This window comes from Blastococcus sp. TF02-8, assembly GCF_003319175.1.
Lineage (GTDB): Bacteria > Actinomycetota > Actinomycetes > Mycobacteriales > Geodermatophilaceae > Blastococcus.
The window spans coordinates 823,239-843,209 of the sequence record NZ_QOHK01000001.1 but is presented as its reverse complement, the minus strand read 5'-3'; the positions used below and the strand labels follow the sequence as shown (position 1 = coordinate 843,209).

At 72.5% G+C, this 19,971-nt stretch carries 18 protein-coding genes; 12 read left to right on the top strand and 6 right to left on the bottom strand.

The window, feature by feature from the left end; all coding sequences use genetic code 11:
* Nucleotides 1-226: 226 nt before the first annotated feature.
* From DQ237_RS03945 to DQ237_RS03930, 4 genes are all read right to left on the bottom strand, one after another.
* Nucleotides 227-1,126 carry an amino acid ABC transporter permease gene (locus DQ237_RS03945; protein WP_113797237.1) on the bottom strand — a complete coding sequence of 300 codons (900 nt, stop codon included), beginning with the start codon at nucleotides 1,124-1,126 and terminating at the stop codon, nucleotides 227-229.
* The gene (locus DQ237_RS03940) at nucleotides 1,123-1,773 is read right to left on the bottom strand and encodes an amino acid ABC transporter permease (protein ID WP_113797235.1); all 651 of its coding nucleotides are present in this window, start codon (nucleotides 1,771-1,773) and stop codon (nucleotides 1,123-1,125) included. The genes DQ237_RS03945 and DQ237_RS03940 overlap by 4 nt, the downstream gene beginning before the upstream one ends.
* An 86-nt stretch (nucleotides 1,774-1,859) precedes the next feature.
* Nucleotides 1,860-2,750 (bottom strand): glutamate ABC transporter substrate-binding protein, encoded by an 891-nt coding sequence (locus DQ237_RS03935; RefSeq protein ID WP_113797233.1) that lies wholly within the window; start codon nucleotides 2,748-2,750, stop codon nucleotides 1,860-1,862.
* A gap of 48 nt (nucleotides 2,751-2,798) precedes the next feature.
* On the bottom strand, nucleotides 2,799-3,554 hold the full coding sequence (locus tag DQ237_RS03930) for an amino acid ABC transporter ATP-binding protein (RefSeq protein ID WP_113797232.1): 756 nt from the start codon (nucleotides 3,552-3,554) through the stop codon (nucleotides 2,799-2,801).
* A 123-nt stretch (nucleotides 3,555-3,677) separates the two neighbouring features.
* Between DQ237_RS03930 and miaB the strand changes: the two genes are divergently transcribed.
* Nucleotides 3,678-5,153, top strand: coding sequence for a tRNA (N6-isopentenyl adenosine(37)-C2)-methylthiotransferase MiaB (miaB, locus tag DQ237_RS03925; protein ID WP_113797230.1), 1,476 nt, complete (start codon nucleotides 3,678-3,680; stop codon nucleotides 5,151-5,153).
* A gap of 58 nt (nucleotides 5,154-5,211) precedes the next feature.
* Here miaB and DQ237_RS03920 read toward each other — a convergent pair whose 3' ends face one another.
* Nucleotides 5,212-6,726, bottom strand: coding sequence for a DUF349 domain-containing protein (locus DQ237_RS03920; protein ID WP_113797228.1), 1,515 nt, complete (start codon nucleotides 6,724-6,726; stop codon nucleotides 5,212-5,214).
* A gap of 40 nt (nucleotides 6,727-6,766) precedes the next feature.
* Between DQ237_RS03920 and DQ237_RS03915 the strand changes: the two genes are divergently transcribed.
* The 6 genes from DQ237_RS03915 to DQ237_RS03890 all read left to right on the top strand — a co-directional run bounded on the left by DQ237_RS03915 (nucleotide 6,767) and on the right by DQ237_RS03890 (nucleotide 12,626).
* Entirely contained in the window at nucleotides 6,767-7,483 is a 717-nt protein-coding gene (locus tag DQ237_RS03915; RefSeq protein ID WP_113797226.1) for a hypothetical protein, read from the top strand.
* Nucleotides 7,480-8,397: a tRNA (adenosine(37)-N6)-dimethylallyltransferase MiaA gene (gene miaA / locus DQ237_RS03910; protein ID WP_205730052.1), complete on the top strand. Its 918-nt coding sequence runs from the start codon at nucleotides 7,480-7,482 to the stop codon at nucleotides 8,395-8,397. The genes DQ237_RS03915 and miaA overlap by 4 nt, the downstream gene beginning before the upstream one ends.
* Nucleotides 8,394-9,266, top strand: coding sequence for a diaminopimelate epimerase (gene dapF / locus DQ237_RS03905; protein WP_113797222.1), 873 nt, complete (start codon nucleotides 8,394-8,396; stop codon nucleotides 9,264-9,266). Before miaA ends, dapF begins: the two co-directional genes overlap by 4 nt.
* A gap of 73 nt (nucleotides 9,267-9,339) precedes the next feature.
* The gene (gene hflX, locus DQ237_RS03900) at nucleotides 9,340-10,827 is read left to right on the top strand and encodes a GTPase HflX (protein WP_255411517.1); all 1,488 of its coding nucleotides are present in this window, start codon (nucleotides 9,340-9,342) and stop codon (nucleotides 10,825-10,827) included.
* Nucleotides 10,828-10,882: 55 nt separating this feature from the next.
* The gene (locus DQ237_RS03895) at nucleotides 10,883-11,593 is read left to right on the top strand and encodes a phosphatase PAP2 family protein (RefSeq protein ID WP_240619372.1); all 711 of its coding nucleotides are present in this window, start codon (nucleotides 10,883-10,885) and stop codon (nucleotides 11,591-11,593) included.
* Nucleotides 11,577-12,626 carry a hypothetical protein gene (locus DQ237_RS03890; protein ID WP_240619371.1) on the top strand — a complete coding sequence of 350 codons (1,050 nt, stop codon included), beginning with the start codon at nucleotides 11,577-11,579 and terminating at the stop codon, nucleotides 12,624-12,626. Before DQ237_RS03895 ends, DQ237_RS03890 begins: the two co-directional genes overlap by 17 nt.
* Nucleotides 12,627-12,695: 69 nt before the next feature.
* Here the strand turns inward: DQ237_RS03890 and lexA are convergent, their stop codons facing one another.
* Nucleotides 12,696-13,442: a transcriptional repressor LexA gene (gene lexA, locus DQ237_RS03885; RefSeq protein WP_113797218.1), complete on the bottom strand. Its 747-nt coding sequence runs from the start codon at nucleotides 13,440-13,442 to the stop codon at nucleotides 12,696-12,698.
* A gap of 310 nt (nucleotides 13,443-13,752) precedes the next feature.
* Here lexA and DQ237_RS03880 point away from each other — a divergent pair, with 310 nt between their 5' ends.
* From DQ237_RS03880 to DQ237_RS03860, 5 genes are all read left to right on the top strand, one after another.
* Nucleotides 13,753-14,127, top strand: a complete 375-nt coding sequence (locus tag DQ237_RS03880) for a LysM peptidoglycan-binding domain-containing protein (protein WP_205730051.1) — start codon at nucleotides 13,753-13,755, stop codon at nucleotides 14,125-14,127.
* Nucleotides 14,128-14,267: 140 nt separating this feature from the next.
* Complete coding sequence (locus DQ237_RS03875) at nucleotides 14,268-14,984, top strand: hypothetical protein (RefSeq protein ID WP_147251735.1); 717 nt, start codon at nucleotides 14,268-14,270, stop codon at nucleotides 14,982-14,984.
* A gap of 404 nt (nucleotides 14,985-15,388) precedes the next feature.
* Entirely contained in the window at nucleotides 15,389-15,898 is a 510-nt protein-coding gene (gene nrdR / locus DQ237_RS03870) for a transcriptional regulator NrdR (protein WP_113797212.1), read from the top strand.
* A gap of 144 nt (nucleotides 15,899-16,042) precedes the next feature.
* Nucleotides 16,043-18,907: a vitamin B12-dependent ribonucleotide reductase gene (locus DQ237_RS03865; protein WP_113797210.1), complete on the top strand. Its 2,865-nt coding sequence runs from the start codon at nucleotides 16,043-16,045 to the stop codon at nucleotides 18,905-18,907.
* Nucleotides 18,908-19,001: 94 nt separating this feature from the next.
* Entirely contained in the window at nucleotides 19,002-19,970 is a 969-nt protein-coding gene (locus tag DQ237_RS03860; protein ID WP_113797208.1) for a 1-aminocyclopropane-1-carboxylate deaminase/D-cysteine desulfhydrase, read from the top strand.
* Nucleotide 19,971: the final 1 nt, after the last annotated feature.

Sequence of the window (19,971 nt, the reverse complement as noted above, 5' to 3'; positions counted from 1 at the left end):
TCTCGAGACCGGGCATCCGTATCATCGGTCGTGATCCGGGGGCGCGTCGCTGCCCGGGGGCATGGGCGGACGAAGTTGCCGGTGGCCACTGCCGCGGCGGGCTCGGCTCAGCCCCGAGGGGCAGGGGTGCAGATCTGGCTGCAGCGTCCCGCCGCGGTCACCGGGCCGCATGGGGTGGCAGCAGGATCGTAGAGCTGCTTGGGTCCGACCGTCACGTGCGATCGAATCAGGCGCCGTCCCGGACCGCAACCAGCTCGGTGTCATCCGTTTCCTGCACGGTGGACCGCCCTGCCCGTCCCTGACGCCGCTGGATGTACTCCGCGAGCTTGCTCAGGGTGTAGTTGATCGCCACGTAGATGAGCGCGATGACGAAGAAGGTTTGGATGGGGTTGTCCAGGTTCCGCTGGATGCTCTCGCCCTGGCTGAGCAGCTCGTCGTAGTTGGCGATGAACGCCACCAGGGACGTGTCCTTGAGCACCACCACCAGCTGACTGATGATCGCCGGCAGCATGACCCGGAAAGCCTGGGGGAGCAGGACCAGGCGCATCGCCTGACCGTTGGTCATGCCGGTCGCGAGGGCAGCTTCCCGTTGCCCACGGGGCAGCGAGTTGACGCCGGCCCGGACCACTTCGGCGAAGATGACCATGTTGTACACGGTCAGCGCGAGAATCAGCCCCCACAGCACCTGTCCGCCGGGGAGCCCGCTCAAGTCCACGCCCACGTCGTCGAGGACGCGCACCCCGAAGTAGACCAGGACCACGACGGGCAGGCCGCGGCAGAGCTCGACGAGGCCGATCAGGGGGATCCGTCCGGGGCGGCCGAGGGAGAGCCGGGCCACCGCGATCAGTGTGCCCAGGACGATCGACAGCACCATGGCGACGGCCGCCGCCGTGAGCGTGTTCACGATGCCCGTGCCGATCAGCCGCCAGACGGCGTCGAATGCCTCGTTGCCGGGATCGATCAGCGGCCCCCAGCGCTCCATGGAGAACTGTTCCCGGTCGATCAGCCGGCGCACGGCGAGGAAGGCGAGGGCAGCGATGACCACCAGGGCCACCACCGTCCCGATGCGGGTGCGACGGCGGGCCCGCGGACCCTGGGCGTCGTAGAGGACCGACTGCTCGCTCATCGGGCGATCGCCACCTTCCGCTCTAGAACCTGCAGCAGCGCGCCAGCCGTGAGCGTGATGATCAGGTAGCCGATGGCCACCCCGATGTAGACGGGCAGCGTCTCGTACCCGCGGGCGCTGGTCAGCGTCGCACCCGTGCTCCACAGGTCACCGCCCACGCCGAAGGCGCCGACCACCGCAGAGTTCTTGAACATCGCGATCAGGACGCTGCCCAGCGGTGGCACGACCGTGCGCAAGGCCTGGGGGAGCACCACCTGACCCAGGCACTGCGAGAAGGTGAGTCCTAGGGACCGAGCCGCCTCCGCCTGACCGGCAGGCACCGAGTTGATGCCGGAGCGCACCGCCTCGCAGACGAAGGCGGACGTGTAGAGCACCAGCCCGAGCACGCCGAAGAAGAAGAAGCTGCGGTTGAAGCCCAGCTCGGGCAGCCCGAAGGCGCAGAAGACCAGCACCACCGTCAGTGGCGTGTTGCGGAACGTCGTCACCCAGAACAGGCCGAAGCGCCGCAGCGGCGGCACCGGTGACACCCGGGAGGCCGCGATGAGCAGGCCGAGCACCAGGGACCCGACGAGGGACCACAGGATGATGCTGAGCGAAGTTAGGAACCCGTCGACGTACGCGTCGAGGTTTTCGGTGACCGCCTCCACGGGTTCTCCTCGCGGCTCGGGCGGATCGGGACAGGGGACGGCGCCACGGCCGGCCGGTTCACGGCCGGCCGCAGCGCCTCAGCGGATCAGGAGCAGGGCTGCGGCTCGGGCAGCTCGGGAGTCTCGGCGCCCTCGACCTGACCGGCGGTCGACTCCCAGGCCTCGGCGTAGGCCTCCTCGTTCGCGGCGAGGGTCTCGTTGATGAACTCGCAGAACGCCACGTCCCCCTTGGCGATGCCGACGCCGTACGGCTCCTCGGTGAACTGCTCACCGACAAGCTTGAAATCGCCGTCGGACTCGGAGACGAAGCCGAGCAGGATGACGTTGTCGGTGGTGACGGCGTCGACCTGGCCGTTGCTCAACGAGTCGGCGCACTGGGAGTACTCGTCGAAGAGCGTCAGCTGGCCCGGGTCGGCCAGGTAGGGCTTGATCTGCTCCGCCGGAGTCGACCCGGTCACCGAGCAGACGGTCAAATCGGGGTTCTCCTTTAAGGAATCGGGCCCAGTGATCTCGTCGTTGTCGGCGGCCACCATGATCTGCTGCCCGGCCTCGTAGTACGGCCCGGCGAAGGAGATTCGCTCGCGGCGCTTGTCGTTGATGGTGTACGTGGCCACCACCATGTCGACCTCGCCGCCCTCGATGACTTCCTCGCGGATGGCCGAGGGAGTCTGGACGAACTTGATTTTCTCCGGAGAGATGCCCAGCTCGGCGGCGATGATCTTGGCGATCTCGACGTCGAAGCCCTCGACGTCGCCCTCGAGGTTCTCCAGGCCGAACCCCGGCTGATCGAACTTGGTGCCGACGGTGATGGTGCCCTGCTCGGCCAGCTCGGCCATCGTCGTGCCGGCCTCGAACTCGGGGACCTCGGCGACGGTCGGCTCGGCAGCCGCCTCCTCGCTCTCCCCGCCGCTACAGGCAGCCAGGAAGACGGAGGCGACGGCTAGCGTCGCGGCCAGGGTCGTGAAACGGGAGTGCATGTGCGTGGTCCTTCCGATCGGGATGGTCGCGTGTGGCGTGCGCGTAATTCAGTGGTTGAGGATCTTGGACAGGAAGTCCTTGGCGCGATCCGACGTCGGGTTGGTGAAGAAGGTCTCGGGCTCGGCGGACTCGACGACGCGGCCGCCGTCCATGAACACGACCCGGTTGGCCGCACGGCGGGCGAAGCCCATCTCGTGGGTGACGACGATCATCGTCATGCCGTCGCGGGCCAGCGAGGTCATCACGTCGAGGACCTCGTTGATCATCTCGGGGTCCAGCGCGGAGGTCGGCTCGTCGAAGAGCATCACCTTCGGGTCCATGGCCAGCGCCCGCGCGATCGCGACGCGCTGCTGCTGACCGCCCGAGAGCTGGGCCGGGTACTTGTCGGCCTGCGCCCCCACGCCCACGCGGTCGAGGAGCTCGCGGGCCCGCTTCTCGGCGTCGGCCTTCGACTGCTTGCGCACCTTGATCGGGCCCAACGTGACGTTCTCGAGGATCGTCTTGTGCGCGAAGAGGTTGAAGCTCTGGAACACCATGCCGACGTCGCTGCGCAGGCGGGCGAGCTCCTTGCCCTCCTCGGGCAGCCGCTGGCCGTCGATGGTGATCTCGCCCCTGTCGATCGCCTCGAGCCGGTTGATGGTGCGGCACAGCGTCGACTTGCCCGAGCCGGACGGTCCGATGACCACGACGACCTCGCCGCGGTCGATGGACAGGTCGATGTCCTGCAGGACGTGCAGGTCGCCGAACCACTTGTTGATGCCGGCCAGGCGGACGAGAGGCTCTCCGTTCGTTCGGCTGGTCACGGTGGGGGAGCCTAGGCGCGGATGGTCGCGGATCCCGCACCGTGGGATCACGAAGACGTAACGAACCCTCCGTTACCCGATCGGACGGGTGAACGAAGGGCGCGCCGTACGCTCGGGGGCGTCATGGGAACCGAGCTGGAGGCACCCCCGCGCACCTACCGCGTGCGCACCTACGGGTGCCAGATGAACGTGCACGACTCCGAGCGCCTGTCCGGCCTGCTGGAGGCCGCGGGCTACTCCGCCGCCGCGGAGGGGGACGACGCCGACGTCGTCGTCCTCAACACCTGCGCGGTCCGCGAGAACGCTGACAACCGCCTCTACGGCAACCTCGGGCACCTGCGCCCGGTGAAGGACGCCCGGCCGGGGATGCAGATCGCGGTCGGCGGCTGCCTGGCGCAGAAGGACCGCGGTGAGATCGTGCGGCGAGCGCCGTGGGTCGACGTCGTGTTCGGCACCCACAACGTGGGCTCGCTGCCGGCGCTGCTCGAGCGCGCCCGGCACAACGAGGAGGCGCAGGTCGAGATCGCCGAGGCGCTCGAGGTGTTCCCCTCGACGCTCCCGGCGAAGCGGGACTCCGCCTACGCCGGCTGGGTCTCGATCAGCGTCGGGTGCAACAACACCTGCACGTTCTGCATCGTCCCGGCGCTGCGCGGCAAGGAGAAGGACCGCCGGCCCGGCGAGATCCTCGCCGAGGTGCAGGCGCTGGTCGACCAGGGCGTGCTCGAGGTGACCCTGCTCGGCCAGAACGTGAACAGCTACGGCAGCGACTTCGGCGACCGGGGCGCCTTCGCCGACCTGCTGAGGGCCACCGGGCGCATCGAGGGGTTGGAGCGGATCCGGTTCACCAGCCCCCACCCGGCGATGTTCACCGACGACGTCATCGCCGCGATGGCCGAGACGCCGGCGGTCTGCCACCAGCTGCACATGCCGCTGCAGTCGGGGTCCGACGACGTGCTGAAGCGGATGCGCCGGGCCTACCGGCAGGAGCGCTACCTCGGGATCATCGACCGGGTGCGCGCCGCCATGCCCGACGCGGCGATCACGACCGACATCATCGTCGGCTTCCCGGGGGAGACCGAGGCGGACTTCCAGCAGACCCTGGAGGTCGTCCGCGCCGCCCGGTTCTCCAGCGCGTTCACCTTCCAGTACTCCAAGCGCCCGGGAACCCCGGCCGCCGAGATGGAGGGGCAGCTGCCCAAGGAGGTCGTGCAGGAGCGCTACCTGCGGCTGACCGCCCTGCAGGACGAGATCAGCTGGGAGGAGAACCGGCGGCTCGTGGGCCGGGAGGTCGAGCTGCTCGTCGCCGCGGGTGAGGGGAGCAAGGACGCCGCTCGGGGCCGGCTCTCCGGCCGCGGCCGCGACGGGCGGCTGGTGCACTTCACGCACGCCCAGGGCGTCCGGGCCGGGGACGTCGTCGAGACCGTCGTCACCGAGGCCGCGCCGCACCACCTCATCGCCGACGGCCCGCTCCTGTCGCACCGCCGCACCCGCGCGGGCGACGCGAGCGAGGCCGGCACGCGGCCGACGACGCCGGGCGTCTCGCTGGGCATGCCGCAGATCGGGGTCCCGGCACCGCTGCCGGTCGTCACCGGCTGCTGACCGCACGCAGGAGGGGCCCCCGTCCGGTTCGGACGGGGGCCCCTCCTGCTGCGAGCGGTTACCGGCGGGCGGACTTCTCCGCCTCGGCGAGCCACTCCTGGCGGGTCGCCAGGTTCGCCTTCGCCTCGTCGATCCGCCGCGCGTCACCGGCGGCCTCGGCCTTGGCCAGCTGCTCCTCGGCCTTGGTGACGGCGGCGCGCATCGAGGCGACCATCGGGTTCTCCGGCGCGGTGCGGACCCGGCCGGCGTCGGCGGCGCCGCGCACCTTCTGCTCGACGGCCTGCATGCGGTCCTCGAGCTGCCGCATCACGCCGCGGGGCACGTGCCCGATGGCGTCGTAGCGCTCCTGGATCTTCCGCAGCGCGTTCTGGGCGCCGCGGAGGTCCTTCGACGGGTCGACCTTCTCCGCCTCGGCCAGCAGCTCCTCCTTGGCCTGCTGGTTGGCGGTCTCCTCCGCGTTGCGCGCCTTGTCCTGCTCGGTGCGCGCGGTGAAGAAGACGTCCTGCGCGGCGCGGAACTGCTTCCACAGGTCGTCGTCGCCGTCGCGGCCGGTGCGGGGGACCGCCTTCCAGCGGTCCATCAGCGAGCGCATCGCGGCGCTGGTGGCACCCCAGTCGGTGGAGGTCGCCAGCCGCTGCGCCTCCTTGATCAGCTCCTGCTTGGCGGCGCGCGCCTCGCCCCGCTGGGCGTCGAGCTGGGCGAAGTGGGTGCCCCGGCGGCGACCGAAGGCGTCGCGGGCGGCGGCGAACCGCGCCCACAGGGCCTCGTCGGTCTTGCGGTCGATCCCGCGGATCGTCTTCCACTCCTCGACGATCGCCTTGAGGCGGTCGCCGGCGGCCTTCCAGGCGGTGGACTCGGCGCCGATCTGCTCGGCCTCCGCGGCCAGCGCCTCCTTGCGCGCGATCTGCGCGGCCCGGGCGGCCGCCTTCTCGGCCCGGAACTCGGCGGTGGCCGACTCGGCCGCCTCCACCATCGCGCGGGCGCGGGCGGCGAGACCGTCGAGGTCGCCGACGGCGGCAGCGGTGGGGAGGGAGGCGGCCAGCTCCTGCGCCTTGCTCTTGATCTCGCCCGGGTTGCCGGTGTGCGCCTTGAGGCGTGCCTCGAGCAGGGCGACCTCGGTCGCGAGGTCGTCGTAGCGCCGGCCGTAGTGGGCCAGCCCCGCCTCGGCGTCGCCCGCCTGCCACGAGCCGACGGCGCGCTCGCCGTCGGCGGTGCGCACGTAGACGGTGCCCTCCTCGTCGACCCGGCCCCACTGGGACGGGTCGCTGACCACGGCCTCCACCGGCGGGGTGCCGGGCGTCGGCACGTGGGCCGGCGCCGACGGCGTGGGCACGGGCGCCGACGGCGTGGGCGCGGGGGCCGGCGGCGTCGGGACCGGGGCCGGAGCGCCGTCCGTGGGGTCGGCGAGAGCGGCGTCCGCGGGGGTGGGCGCCTCCGGGGTCCCGGCCGCGGGGGTCACCGCGTCGGGGCTGCCAGGAGTCGGTTCCGCCTCCGGGGCGATCGTCTCGGGGGTCTCCGCAATCGGCGGAGCGGCCTGCTGCACCCCGTTGCCGGGGTTGTCCGTGCTCGACACGTCCGGCAGTGTCCCACGTCGCATCGGACACACTGCTGCGGTGACCTCTCCTCCCGGGAACCGGCCGGCCCGTCCGTCCGCCGTCGTCGCGTTCTGCCCCTGCCCGCCGCTGCTGCTGCCCGCGGTGGAGGGCCGGGCCGAGCCGGAGACGCGTGCGCTGCGTGCCGCCTGCGCCGAGGCGGTGACCGGCCTGCTCGAGGTGGCGCCGGAGGTGGTGGTGGTCGTCGGGGACGGCGCCGCTCCCGGCGAGCGATTCGGGAACGGCGACCGCGGTGACCTGCGCGGATTCGGTATCGACCTGGAGATCCCCTTCGACGGGCTGGTGCGGCCGGGGGGCTCGCGGCTCCCGGCGGCGCACACGGTCGGCGGCTGGCTGCTGGACCAGGCCTCGTTCGCCGGCACCCGGGTCGGCGTGGGGCCGGAGGACCTGGCGCAGCTGATCCACGACCTGCCTTCTCCGGTCGGCGTCCTGGCGATGGGCGACGGATCGGCGCGCCGCACCCTCAAGGCTCCGGGCTACCTGGACGACGCCGCCGCGCCGTTCGACGCCGGCGTCGCCGCGGCCCTGGCGGCGGGGGACGCCGCTGCCCTGGCCGCTCTGGACGCGCTCGAGGGGGAGCGGCTGCTGGCCGCGGGCGTGCCCACCTGGCGCGCCGTGGGGGCGGCCTTCGCCGGACGGCACGTGACGGCGCGGCTGCACCACGACGCAGCCCCCTACGGCGTCGGCTACCTGGTGGCCGACTGGGTGGTCGCGTGAGCCCGCCGGTCGTCGCCGTCGTGGGGCCGACGGCCACGGGGAAGACGGCACTGGCCGTCGCGCTGGCCCGCCGCTTGGGCGGGGAAGTGGTCAACGCCGACTCCATGCAGCTCTACCGGGGCATGGACATCGGCACCGCCAAGCCCGACGAGGGCGAACGTGGCGGGGTGCCCCACCACCTCCTGGACCTGTGGCACGTCCGCGAGCCGGCGTCGGTCGCGGAGTACCGGCTGCGCGCCCGCGCCGAGATCGACCGGCTGCGCGCCGCGGGGCTGACACCGTTCCTCGTCGGCGGCTCCGGGCTCTACGTGCGGGCGGTGCTCGACGAGCTCGACTTCCCCGGTACGGACCCGGCGGTCCGCGCACGGCTGGAGCAGGAGCTCGCCGACGTCGGCCCCGACCGGCTGCACGCCCGGCTCGCCGAGCTGGACCCGGCGGCGGGCGCGGCGGTGCTGCCCAGCAACGGACGGCGGATCGTGCGGGCGCTGGAGGTGATCGAGCTGACCGGCGGGCCGTTCCGTGCCGAGCTGCCCGAGCCCAGCCCGCACTACCCGGCCGTGACCATCGGGCTGGACCGGGAGCCCGGGGAGCTCGACGAACGGGTGGCGCTGCGGGTGGACCGCATGTGGGCGGCCGGCTTCGTCGACGAGGTGGCCGCACTGGAGGCCCAGGGACTGCGCGAGGGGTCGACCGCCTCCCGGGCGCTCGGCTACGCGCAGGTGCTGGCGCAGTTCGACGGCACCCTGACCGCCGAGGAGGCGCGCGAGCGCACCGTCACCACCACCCGCCGGTTCGTGCGGCGCCAGCGGTCCTGGTTCCGCCGCGATGCGGGCACCACCTGGTTCGACGCCGCCCGCACCGACCTGGTCGACGCCGCCGCCGCGGTGATCACCGCCCGTACGATCGAGCCGTGACCTCCTCGCCCCGCGTGCTGATCGGGCACGGCACCGAGAACGACTTCGTGGTGCTGCCCGACCCCGACGGCACCGTGTGGCCCGGCGACCGGCTGGACGCGGCGACGGTGCGGCGGCTGTGCGAGCGCCGCGCCGGGCTCGGTGGCGACGGCGTCCTGCGGCTGGTCCGCAGCGCGCACGTGCCCGATGCGCCGGCGGTGCTGGGCGCGGATCTCGAGCGCTGCGAGTGGTTCATGGACCACCGCAACGCCGACGGTTCCTACGCCGAGATGTGCGGCAACGGCATCCGGCTGTTCCTGCACGCGCTGATCAGCGAGGGGCTGGTGGACCGCACCGCCTGCGACGGTGGGCTGCTGGTGGGCACCCGTGGCGGGCCGCGTCGGGTCGGGACGGCGCCCGACGGCGGGTACTGGGTGGACATGGGCCCGGCGCGCGAGTTCGGGCGGGGCAGCGCGGAGCTCGACGGGCGGACCTTCGAGGGCCTCGCCGTCTCCATGGGCAATCCGCACCTGGCCGCGATCACCGACGTCGACGTCGACACCCTCGACCTGACCGCCCCCCCGCGGTTCGACGCGCAGCTGTTCCCCGAGGGCGTGAACGTCGAGCTGGTCAACGTGCTCGAACCGGGCGCCCACGTGCGCTTGCGGGTCTTCGAGCGCGGGGTGGGGGAGACCCGCTCCTGCGGTACCGGGGCCTGCGCCGTCGCCTACGCCGCCCTCGTCGCGGCGGACCGTTCCGAGGGCACCGTCGTCGTCGACGTACCCGGCGGCCGGCTCTCGGTGCAGGTGGGTCCGGAGACGACGGTGCTGACCGGCCCGGCGGTGCTGGTGGCGGCCGGGGAGCTGTGCGCGGAGTGGCTCGCCGGCTGATCCCGGTGGTTGTCCCGCCGTGCCGGGATGCAGCCGGGTGGGCGATGCGTTGTACCCGGCGATGACAACTCAGGTGACCTCCTCGCAGGACCGTGCCACGCTGGACACGATGACGACCGCCCCGCAGACCCCGTTCGAGGAGCCGACCGAGCCCTCGACCCGGCTCCCGAACCGCCCCGAGCCCGACGACACCACCGGCTCCTACGCGCTCGAGGCACGTGGTGCGCTCCGGCGCGTCGCGGGCCTGTCCACCGAGCTCGCCGACGTCACCGAGGTCGAGTACCGGCAGCTGCGCCTCGAGCGCGTCGTGCTCGTCGGCGTCTGGACCGAGGGCTCGCAGGACGACGCCGACCGCTCGCTGGCCGAGCTCGCCGCCCTGGCCGAGACCGCGGGCTCGGAGGTGCTGGAGGCGGTGAGCCAGCGGCGGGACAAGCCCGACGCGGCCACCTACGTCGGCTCGGGCAAGGCCGCCGAGATCCGCGACATCGTCGCCGCGACCGGCGCCGACACCGTGATCTGCGACGGTGAGCTCACTCCTGGCCAGCTCAACCAGCTGGAGAAGGTGCTCAAGGTCAAGGTCGTCGACCGGACGGCGCTGATCCTCGACATCTTCGCCCAGCACGCCACCAGCCGGGAGGGCAAGGCCCAGGTCGAGCTGGCGCAGATGCAGTACATGCTCCCGCGCCTGCGCGGCTGGGGTGAGTCGATGTCCCGGCAGGCCGGTGGTCGGGTGGCCGGCGGTGGCGGCATCGGTACCCGCGGCCCCGGTGAGACCAAGATCGAGACCGACCGGCGGCGGATCCGGTCGCGGGTGAGCAAGCTGCGCCGGGAGATCGCCGGCATGGCGACGGCCCGGGCCACCCAGCGCTCCAGTCGCGGCCGCAACGCCGTGCCCAGCGTGGCCATCGCCGGCTACACGAACGCCGGCAAGTCCAGCCTGCTCAACCAGCTGACCGGCGCCGGTGTGCTGGTGGAGAACGCGCTGTTCGCCACCCTGGACCCGACGGTGCGCCGGGCGACCGGCCCCGACGGGCGGGAGTACACGCTCACCGACACCGTCGGCTTCGTGCGCCACCTGCCCCACCAGCTGGTCGACGCCTTCCGCTCCACGCTGGAGGAGGTCGCCGCGGCCGACCTGCTGCTGCACGTCGTCGACGGCTCGGACCCGGACCCGCTGGGCCAGATCAACGCGGTGCACGTGGTGCTGCAGGACATCGACGCCTCCGCGGTGCCCGAGGTCATCGTGGTGAACAAGGTCGACGCGATGGACGAGGAGTCGATCCTCACCCTGCGCCAGGCCCTGCCGGGCGCGATCTGGGTCTCTGCCCGCACCGGTCTGGGCATCGAGGAGCTGCGCGCGCTCATCGCCGAGCGGTTGCCGCACCCGGACGTGGACGTCGACGTGCTGGTGCCCTACGAGCGCGGCGACCTGGTGGCCCGGGTGCACCGGGACGGCGAGGTGCTCAGCGAGCAGCACGAGGGTGGCGGCACCCGGCTCACCGCGCGGGTCGACGGCGCGCTCGCCGCGGCCCTCGCGCAGTTCGCGGTGCCGGCCGCCTGAGCGGGGCGTCGGTCGGCCGGATCACGGTCCGGTCACGGGCCGGTACGGTGACGACGTGACCAGGGGTGCCGTGCGGGAGGCCGGCGTCAGCCGCACCCCGGCCGTGGTCTCCGTCGGTCGGCCGCCCTGGTGGCTGGTCGTCGCGGCGCTGCTGGTCGGCAGCCTCCTCACCGCCGACCTGCTCGCCGACGGGCTGACGCTGCAGCTGGACCTGCAGGTGTCCGAGGTGGTGGGCGACTGGGGGCTGCGGGACTCCGGCTCCTACGCCCTGATCTGGTCGGTCACCCAGCTCGGCGGGCGGGTCACGATCCTGGTGGTGCTCGCCGGACTGGTCGGCTACCTCCTGTGGCGTCGGGGCGCGTGGTTGCCACTGCTGCGCGTGCTCCTCGCGGTCGCGGTCCTCACCGCCGGGGTCTACGCGATCAAGCACGGGACGGGACGCACGGCACCGGCCTTCCCGGGCTCCTACTTCTTCCACGACGACGGGGCGTCGTTCCCCTCCGGGCACGTCGCGAACGCCGTCGTCATGTGGGGCGTGGCGCGGTGGCAGGCAGTGCACTACGGCCTGCCCGCTGCGGTGCAGCGGGCCTTCTGGTGGTTGAGCGTCGTGGGACCGATCGGGACCGGCGTGGCCATGGTGTCGCTGAACTACCACTGGGTCACCGACGCGGTGGTCGGGGCGGCCGCCGGGATTGTGCTGCTGGGCGTGGTTCACGCACTCGATGCAGTCGTTCTGTCACGCTGGGTGCGTGTCGACGCGCACTGACGGACCGCGGAGCCGGGGCGTACGCCGCCGGCTGGTCGTCGTGCCCGCGCTCGCCTGGGCGGTTGCCTGGCCCTCGGAGGCTGTCGCGGAGGAGGCGGCACCGGCGGAACCCGCGCCGACCGTCCGGTGCTCGGTCACCGACGAGCGGCTGCCCGAGCTCTCCGGGCTGGTCGTGGTGGGCGAGCAGATGCTCGCGCTCAACGACGGCGGCTCACGGGTCGAGGTGTACGGCCTGGACGGCGCCTGCCGCGTGTCCGACGTGCAGACCGCCGCGGTGGACCCCTTCGACCCCGAGGACCTGGGGGTCGGGCCCGGGGGAACGGTGTGGGTCGCCGACACCGGCGACAACAACGGCGAGCGCACGACGGTCGCCCTGCACGTCCTGAGCCCGGACGGCGACGCCTCGCTGTACCGCATGACCTATCCCGACGGCCCGCACGACTGCGAGGCCCTCCTCATGGCGCCGGACGGCACGCCGTACCTGGTGACCAAGGAGGTGCTCGGCTCCAGCGGCGTCTACCGGCCGACGGCGGCGCTCGCCGACGGCGGCACGGTGCCGATGGAGCGGGTGGCGACGGTCAACGTGACGCTGACCGGGACGCCGGGTGGGCCGGTCGGCCGGGCCGGCCAGCTCATGATCACCGGGGGAGCGGTGGCCGCGGACGGGTCCGCGCTCGCGCTGCGCACCTACACCGACGCCTACGTGTGGCCACTGGCCGGCTCGGACGTGGCCGGTGCGCTGGCCGGCTCGCCCACCCGCATCCCGCTGCCCGACTCCCCGCAGGGCGAGGCGGTCAGCTTCGCCGCCGACTCGCGGAGCCTCGTCGTGGCGAGCGAGGGGCTGCCGAGCGAGGTGACCGTGGTCCCGATCCCGACCGCAGCGACGGCCGCGCCGACGACGGCGGTTGCGTCCGCCGTGCCCGGCCTCGCCGAGCTCACCGGGGAAGGATCGCCGTTGCCGGCCGCACTGTTCGCGGCGCTGGGCGCCACCGTCGTGGTGTGGTTCGGCAGCCGGATCCTGCGACGCCCCTGACGGTCCTCGGACGCCGGAGGGCAGACGGGCGCGCCCGGATGCTCCGGACGCGCCCGCGGAAGCCGGGGGTCAGACCCGGCGCAGCACCGAGACGACGCGACCCAGGACGGTGGCGTCGTCGCCCGGGATCGGCTCGTAGGCCGGGTTGTGCGGCAGTAGCCACACGTGCCCGTCGCGCCGCTTGTAGGTCTTGACCGTCGCCTCGCCGTCGATCATCGCCGCGACGATCTCGCCGTTCTCGGCGGTGGGCTGCTGGCGGACCACGACCCAGTCGCCGTCGCAGATCGCCGCCTCGACCATCGAGTCACCGACGACCTTGAGCATGAAGAGGGTGCCCTCGCCGACCAGCTCGCGGGGGAGCGGGAACACGTCCTCGACCGCCTGCTCGGCGAGCACCGGACCACCGGCGGCGATCCGGCCGACCAGTGGCACGTAGGTGGGGGCGGACGCCTGCTCGCCCTCGCCCAGGACGGGCGGCTCGACCGTGGGGGCGGCTGCGCGACCGGCCTCTCCGGGGAGGCGGACGTCCAGGGCGCGGGGGCGGTTCGGGTCACGCCGCAACCAGCCCTTCTTCTGCAGCACGGAGAGCTGGTGGGCGACGGACGAGGCCGAGGAGAGGCCCACTGCCTCGCCGATCTCCCGGACCGAGGGCGGGTAGCCGCGACGGTCGATCGAGTCGCGGATGACCTCGAGCACCCGCCGCTGCCGCTGGGTCAGACCGTCGCCGTCGGCGCCGCGGTCCGGGAAGGTGCGCACGGACGCCGTCGTGGCGTCGGCCTCCTGCGTACCGCCGGAAGTACCGCTCGAGTCCGTCACGTGTCCTCCTCGCGGCTGCGTCGCAGCACATCGGTGTCCGTCCGTCGCACGCACGGTAGCGCCGATCCGGCCGTACTTCAAACACGTGTTCGAAAAGTGGTCGTGTCCCGTCGCTTCTGTCGGCGCCTTCCGGTAGACATCCGGCAGACGTTCTGATCGAACAGGTGTTCGGGGCCGGTGGGATACCGGCAGGTGGGAGACGAGAGCCATGACGCGGGAAGCGGTAGCGACGGTCGAGGCGCCCGGCGGCGGGGGCGAGGCCCCCGCGGGGAGGGTGGCGCCGCGGGCTGCTCGGGCGAGGCATCTGCGCGTGCTGCCGCCACCGGCGGCCTACGCGGCGACCGCCTCTCCGCGCCCGACGCCGGTCGCGAGGGTCCGCGTCGCCTCCGCTCCGCCCGCGCGACTGCGCCTCACGGCGCGGGGGCGTCGCCTGGTCGCGGTGCTCGGACTGGCCGCAGCCGTAGGCCTGGTGGCGCTGGGTGACGCACTCGGCGGCGAGGGTGAGGACGGGCTGGCGCTGATGGGCACGAGCAGCGTCGTGGTCGAGCGCGGCGACACGCTGTGGGGCATCGCGCAGGCGGTGGCCGGCGACGGCGACGTGCGCGAGGTGGTCGACCGCATCGTGGAGCTGAACGGGCTGCAGGGGGGCGAGATCGAGCCGGGGCAGGTGCTCTCGCTCCCCTGACCCGGGAGGTCGAGCGGCGAATCCGGCACCGGTGGGGTGTCCGCCACGGCAAGAGATTCACAACCGTGAGGACCGACTTCGTCAACCCTCTGTGCCTGGACATTCACCTTCTGTGCTGGTCAGCGACATACGGTCCTCGTGTGTCGAGCGTCATGGAGAACCGCGATGCGGTGTTCACCAACCAGCCCCAGGCCGTCGAGGTGTACGAGTCCGGTGCGTGGTGGCCGGGTGAACTCCTCGGCTGGCGGCACGACGCGAGCGGTGCCTGTCAGGTGCGGGTGCGCGCCGTGGTCGAGGGTGTCCAGGCGACCGGTTGGACCGATCTGAGCACCCTCCGGCTGCCCGAGCCGCCCTCCGCGCCGCGCCCGGTGCAGGAGTTCGGCGGTCGCCCCGCAGAGGCGCCCCGGCGCCGGCGGGCCGACGCCGAGAGAACGGCGAGCCTGCCCCTGGCCCGGGACCACGCAGTGGCCGAGGCTGCCCCGGTCCGCACCGGCGGTCGGCGACGCGCCCCCGAGGACGCCCACGTGCAGCCCGCCCCCGCCGCCGCGGTGCCCGTTCCCGCCCCGGGGCGGCACCGTGCGCCGTCGACCGACCCGCATGCCGGCCGGCACCGCGACGCCGACACCGAGCTCTTCCAGGCGATCGTCGACGAGCCGGCGCCGTCCTCGCGCCAGCGTCGGGAGGACCTCCTGGCGACCTCCGCATGGTCGGTCCCGGCCGCCCGTCCCGCCCCCGCCGAGGAGTCCGTGTCGGACACCGCGACGTGGCGTGGACCGGCTGACGAGCTCCTCACCCGCCCCATGCGGCTGAGCGACCAGGTTGCCCAGCCCCGCCGTCCGCGGCTGATGGCGCACTGACGTTCCGCCGTCCCGCACGGCCGCCGACGGCGTCGGTTCCCTCTCGAGGGGACCGGCGCCGTCGGTGCGTTCGCCGTCGTGATCAGGACCGGCGGCAGCGGCGACCCCGGCTGTTCCGGCGCGTCGCTCCGGCGTGTCGTGTGACTCGTGGGGACCGGTGTTCCGGCTGCACACGGACGTGTCAGGGCGGAACACGCCGAGGAAACGATCACTTGCACATCTTGTGGAGCCCGGCCTAGGGTTCCCCTACATCTAGTAGTTCCAGAGTTGTAAGCCCGTCCACAGGCCGATCCTCAGGTTCTCCCCGGCGCATCCACCGGATGTCCCCAGGAGGGTCCACAGGACTCCGGTGGCGGGTCGGTCGGGGGCCCCGGGTCCGCGACCGGGGAGGGAGGTGAACCACCGTGCGTTGCCCGTTCTGCCACAACCCCGACAGCCGGGTCATCGACTCCCGCGAGGCCGACGAGGGCGCCACCACCCGGCGCCGTCGCAACTGCCCGAAGTGCGGGCGGCGGTTCACCACCGTCGAGGAGGCGGTGCTCGCCGTCGTCAAGCGCAACGGCGTCAGCGAGCCCTTCAACCGCAGCAAGGTGGTTGCCGGCGTCCGGCGGGCCTGCCAGGGCCGCCCGGTCGACGAGGACCAGCTCAAGCTCCTCGCCCAGCAGGTGGAGGACGCCATCCGCGCCAGCGGCGCGGCGGAGGTCCCCAGCCACGAGGTGGGTCTGGCGATCCTGGGCCCGCTCCGCGAGCTCGACGAGGTGGCCTACCTCCGGTTCGCCAGCGTCTACCGGTCCTTCACCTCGGTGGCGGACTTCGAGCGGGAGATCGCCGAGCTGAGGGCCCGGCAGACCGCACCGTCCCCGGCCGAGCCCGCGCCACCGGCTCCCCGGGACCCCGTCCCGTCCGGCGGCTGAGAACTGTCAGTGCCGGCCGATAGACAGCAGTTCGAGCAGTTACCGATCGCGGCTCTTCCCCAGCCCCCGATCCGCCACCGCGCAGCACCACCGCGCAGCCCCGCGAAGCACCACGCGACACACGACCAGGGAGAGCTCCACACCATGACCGAGACCGACGACCGCTTGGCGAGCCGCACCCGCCGCGCAGGCAAGGCGCCCAGCCGCAAGGGCCTCAAGATCAAGCGCGTCTTCACCACCGCCGGTGTGCACCCGTACGACGAGGTGACCTGGGAGCGCCGTGACGTCGTCATGACCAACTGGCGCGACGGCTCGATCAACTTCGAGCAGCGCGGTGTGGAGTTCCCCGCCGAGTGGAGCATCAACGCCACCAACATCGTCACCACGAAGTACTTCCGCGGTGCCGTCGGCACCCCGCAGCGCGAGACGAGCCTGCGCCAGTTGATCGACCGCGTCGTGCTCACCTACACCGAGGCCGGTCGCGAGCACGGCTACTTCGCCACCGAGGGCGACGCCGAGATCTTCGAGCACGAGCTCACCTGGATGCTGCTGCACCAGTACTTCAGCTTCAACAGCCCCGTCTGGTTCAACGTCGGCACGAGCGCTCCCCAGCAGGTCAGCGCCTGCTTCATCCTCGCCGTCGACGACGAGATGGACTCGATCCTCAACTGGTACCGCGAGGAGGGCCTGATCTTCAAGGGCGGCTCCGGTGCCGGCCTGAACCTCTCCCGCATCCGCTCCTCCAAGGAGCTGCTCTCCTCCGGTGGCACCGCCTCCGGCCCGGTCTCCTTCATGCGCGGTGCCGACGCGTCCGCCGGGACCATCAAGTCCGGTGGCGCCACCCGTCGCGCGGCCAAGATGGTCGTCCTCGACATCGACCACCCCGACATCGAGGAGTTCATCGAGACCAAGGCGCGCGAGGAGGACAAGATCCGCGCGCTGCGCGACGCCGGCTACGACATGGACCTCGGTGGCAAGGACATCACCAGCGTCCAGTACCAGAACGCCAACAACTCCGTCCGCGTCTCCGACGAGTTCATGCGCGCGGTGGAGGAGGGCACCGACTTCGGTCTGCGCGCCCGCATCGACGGGTCGGTCATCGAGACCGTCGACGCCAAGAACCTGTTCCGCAAGGTCACCCAGGCCGCGTGGGAGTGCGCCGACCCGGGCATCCAGTACGACGACACGATCAACGACTGGCACACCAACCCCGAGACCGGCCGGATCAACGCGTCCAACCCGTGCTCGGAGTACATGAGCCTGGACAACAGCTCGTGCAACCTGGCGTCGCTGAACCTCATGAAGTTCCTCAAGGACGACGGCACCTTCGACTCGAAGAACTTCGTGAAGGCTGTCGAGCTGGTCATCACCGCGATGGACATCTCGATCTGCTTCGCCGACTTCCCGACCGAGCCGATCGGCGAGACGACCCGGGCCTACCGCCAGCTGGGCATCGGCTACGCCAACCTGGGCGCGCTGCTCATGGCGACCGGCCACGCCTACGACTCCCGCGGTGGCCAGACCCTGGCCGCGGCCATCACCTCGCTGATGACCGGCACCGCCTACCGGCGCTCGGCCGAGCTGGCCGGCATCGTCGGCGCCTACGATGGCTTCGCCCGCAACGCCGACGCCCACGCCCGGGTCATGCGCAAGCACGCCGCGGCCAACGACGCGATCCGCCCGGTCGGCGCCGACGACGCCGACGTGCTCAAGGCCGCCACCGCTCAGTGGCAGGAGTGCCTGGAGATCGGCGCCGAGAACGGCTGGCGCAACGCGCAGGCCTCGGTGCTGGCCCCCACCGGGACCATCGGCTTCATGATGGACTGCGACACGACCGGCATCGAGCCGGACTTCTCGCTGGTCAAGTTCAAGAAGCTGGTCGGCGGCGGCTCCATGCAGATCGTCAACCAGACGGTGCCGCGGGCGCTGCGCAGCCTGGGCTACCAGGAGGAGCAGATCGAGGCGATCGTCGAGTACATCGCCGAGCACGGTCACGTCGTGGACGCCCCGACCCTGCGGCCGGAGCACTACGAGGTCTTCGACTGCGCCATGGGCGAGCGGGCCATCTCCCCGATGGGGCACGTCCGCATGATGGCGGCGGTCCAGCCCTTCATCTCCGGCGCGATCAGCAAGACGGTCAACATGCCGGAGACGGCGACCGTCGAGGACGTCGAGAACATCTACTTCCAGGGCTGGAAGATGGGCCTCAAGGCCCTCGCGATCTACCGCGACAACTGCAAGGTCGGTCAGCCGCTCTCCGACGCCAAGGCCAAGAAGGCCGAGGCGAAGGTGGAGGAGACCGCTCCGACCGCGCTGTCGCACCCGGTGCGCAAGCGGCTGCCGAAGAAGCGGACGAGCGTCACCACCTCGTTCAGCGTCGCCGGTGCCGAGGGCTACATGACCGCCGGCATGTACGAGGACGGCAGCCTCGGTGAGGTCTTCCTCAAGCTCGGCAAGCAGGGGTCGACCCTGGCCGGTGTGATGGACGCCTTCTCGATCGGCATCTCCCTGGCGCTGCAGCACGGTGTGCCGCTGGAGACCTACATCTCCAAGTTCACCAACATGCGCTTCGAGCCGGCCGGCATGACCGACGACCCGGACATCCGGATCGCCCAGTCGGTGATGGACTACATCTTCCGTCGCCTGGCGCTGGACCACCTGCCCGTCGAGAAGCGGGCCGGCCTCGGCATCTTCACCGCCGAGGAGCGGGCCGCCCAGGTCGCCGGCAGCTACGGCTCCTCGGCCTCGACCGCCACCGTGCAGGAGGAGGAGGTCGACCTGGAGCAGCTGCGTGGCTCCGCGCCGATCGAGACCGCCAAGGTCGAGACCCAGGTCAACCCCGAGGGCCCGAAGTCGGTCAAGGAGGCCCACTCCTCGGCCGAGCTGCTCGAGCTGGTCACCGGCACCGCCACCGACGCGCCGCTGTGCATGACCTGCGGCACGAAGATGCGCCCGGCCGGCAGCTGCTACGTCTGCGAGGGCTGCGGCTCCACCAGCGGCTGCAGCTGATCATCAGCTAGCCCCGTTCGACACCGGTGCCCCGGTCCCACCTCGCGTGGGGCCGGGGCACCGGCGCGTTCGCAGGTGGTGCCACGATCTCCGCATGACCTCAGACGCGCGCCAGGTGCGGCTGGCCAGCTGGCCGACACCGCTGGAGCCGGCTCCCCGCCTGGCCCGTGCCATCGGGCTGGAGGCGGACGACCTCTGGCTCAAGCGCGACGACCTCGTCGGCCTGGGCGGCGGCGGCAACAAGGTGCGCAAGCTCGAGTGGATCGTCGGCGCCGCGCTCGAGGACGACGCCGACGTCCTGGTCACCACCGGCGCGGCGCAGAGCAACCACGCCCGGCTCACCGCCGCCGCCGGCGCCCGGCTCGGCCTCGACGTCGTCCTCGTGCTGAAGGGCGAAGCGGGGAGGGGCTCGTCGGGCAACCTGGCGCTCGACGGGCTGCTGGGCGCCCGCGTCGTGTGGGCCGGCGACACCGACAACGCGGGCATGGCCGACGCCGCCGACCAGGTCGTCGCCGACCTCGTCCGGGACGGGCGCCGGCCCGCGCTCGTCCCCTTCGGCGGCTCCAGCGCCCTCGGCGCTCGCGGCTACCGGGAGTGCGCCGACGAGCTGCTGGCCCAGGCGCCCGACCTGCGGACCGTCGTCACCGCCGCCGGCTCCGGCGGCACCATGGCCGGCCTCGTCGCCGGCCTCGGTGACGACCGTGTGCTGGGCGTGCACGTCGGCGCGGTCGCCGATCCCGCGCGCACCGTCGCGGACCTGGTGGTGGAGCTGACCGGAGCCGACTGCGATCCCCATGGCCTCAGGCTGCGGCTGGATCAGGTGGGCGGGGGCTACGCCACGCTGCCGGAGCCGGTCGTCGCCGCCCTCGCCACCACGGCCCGGACCGAGGGCGTCGTCCTCGACCCCGTCTACACCGGTCGCGCGATGGCCGGCCTGGTGGCCGCGGTCGAGGCCGGCGACGTGCGGCCTGGCGAGCGGACGGTGTTCCTGCACACCGGCGGCCTGCCCGGTCTCTTCGGTTCGGCGGCTGCGGTTCTGCGCGCGGAGGCCATGCTCCGGTGAG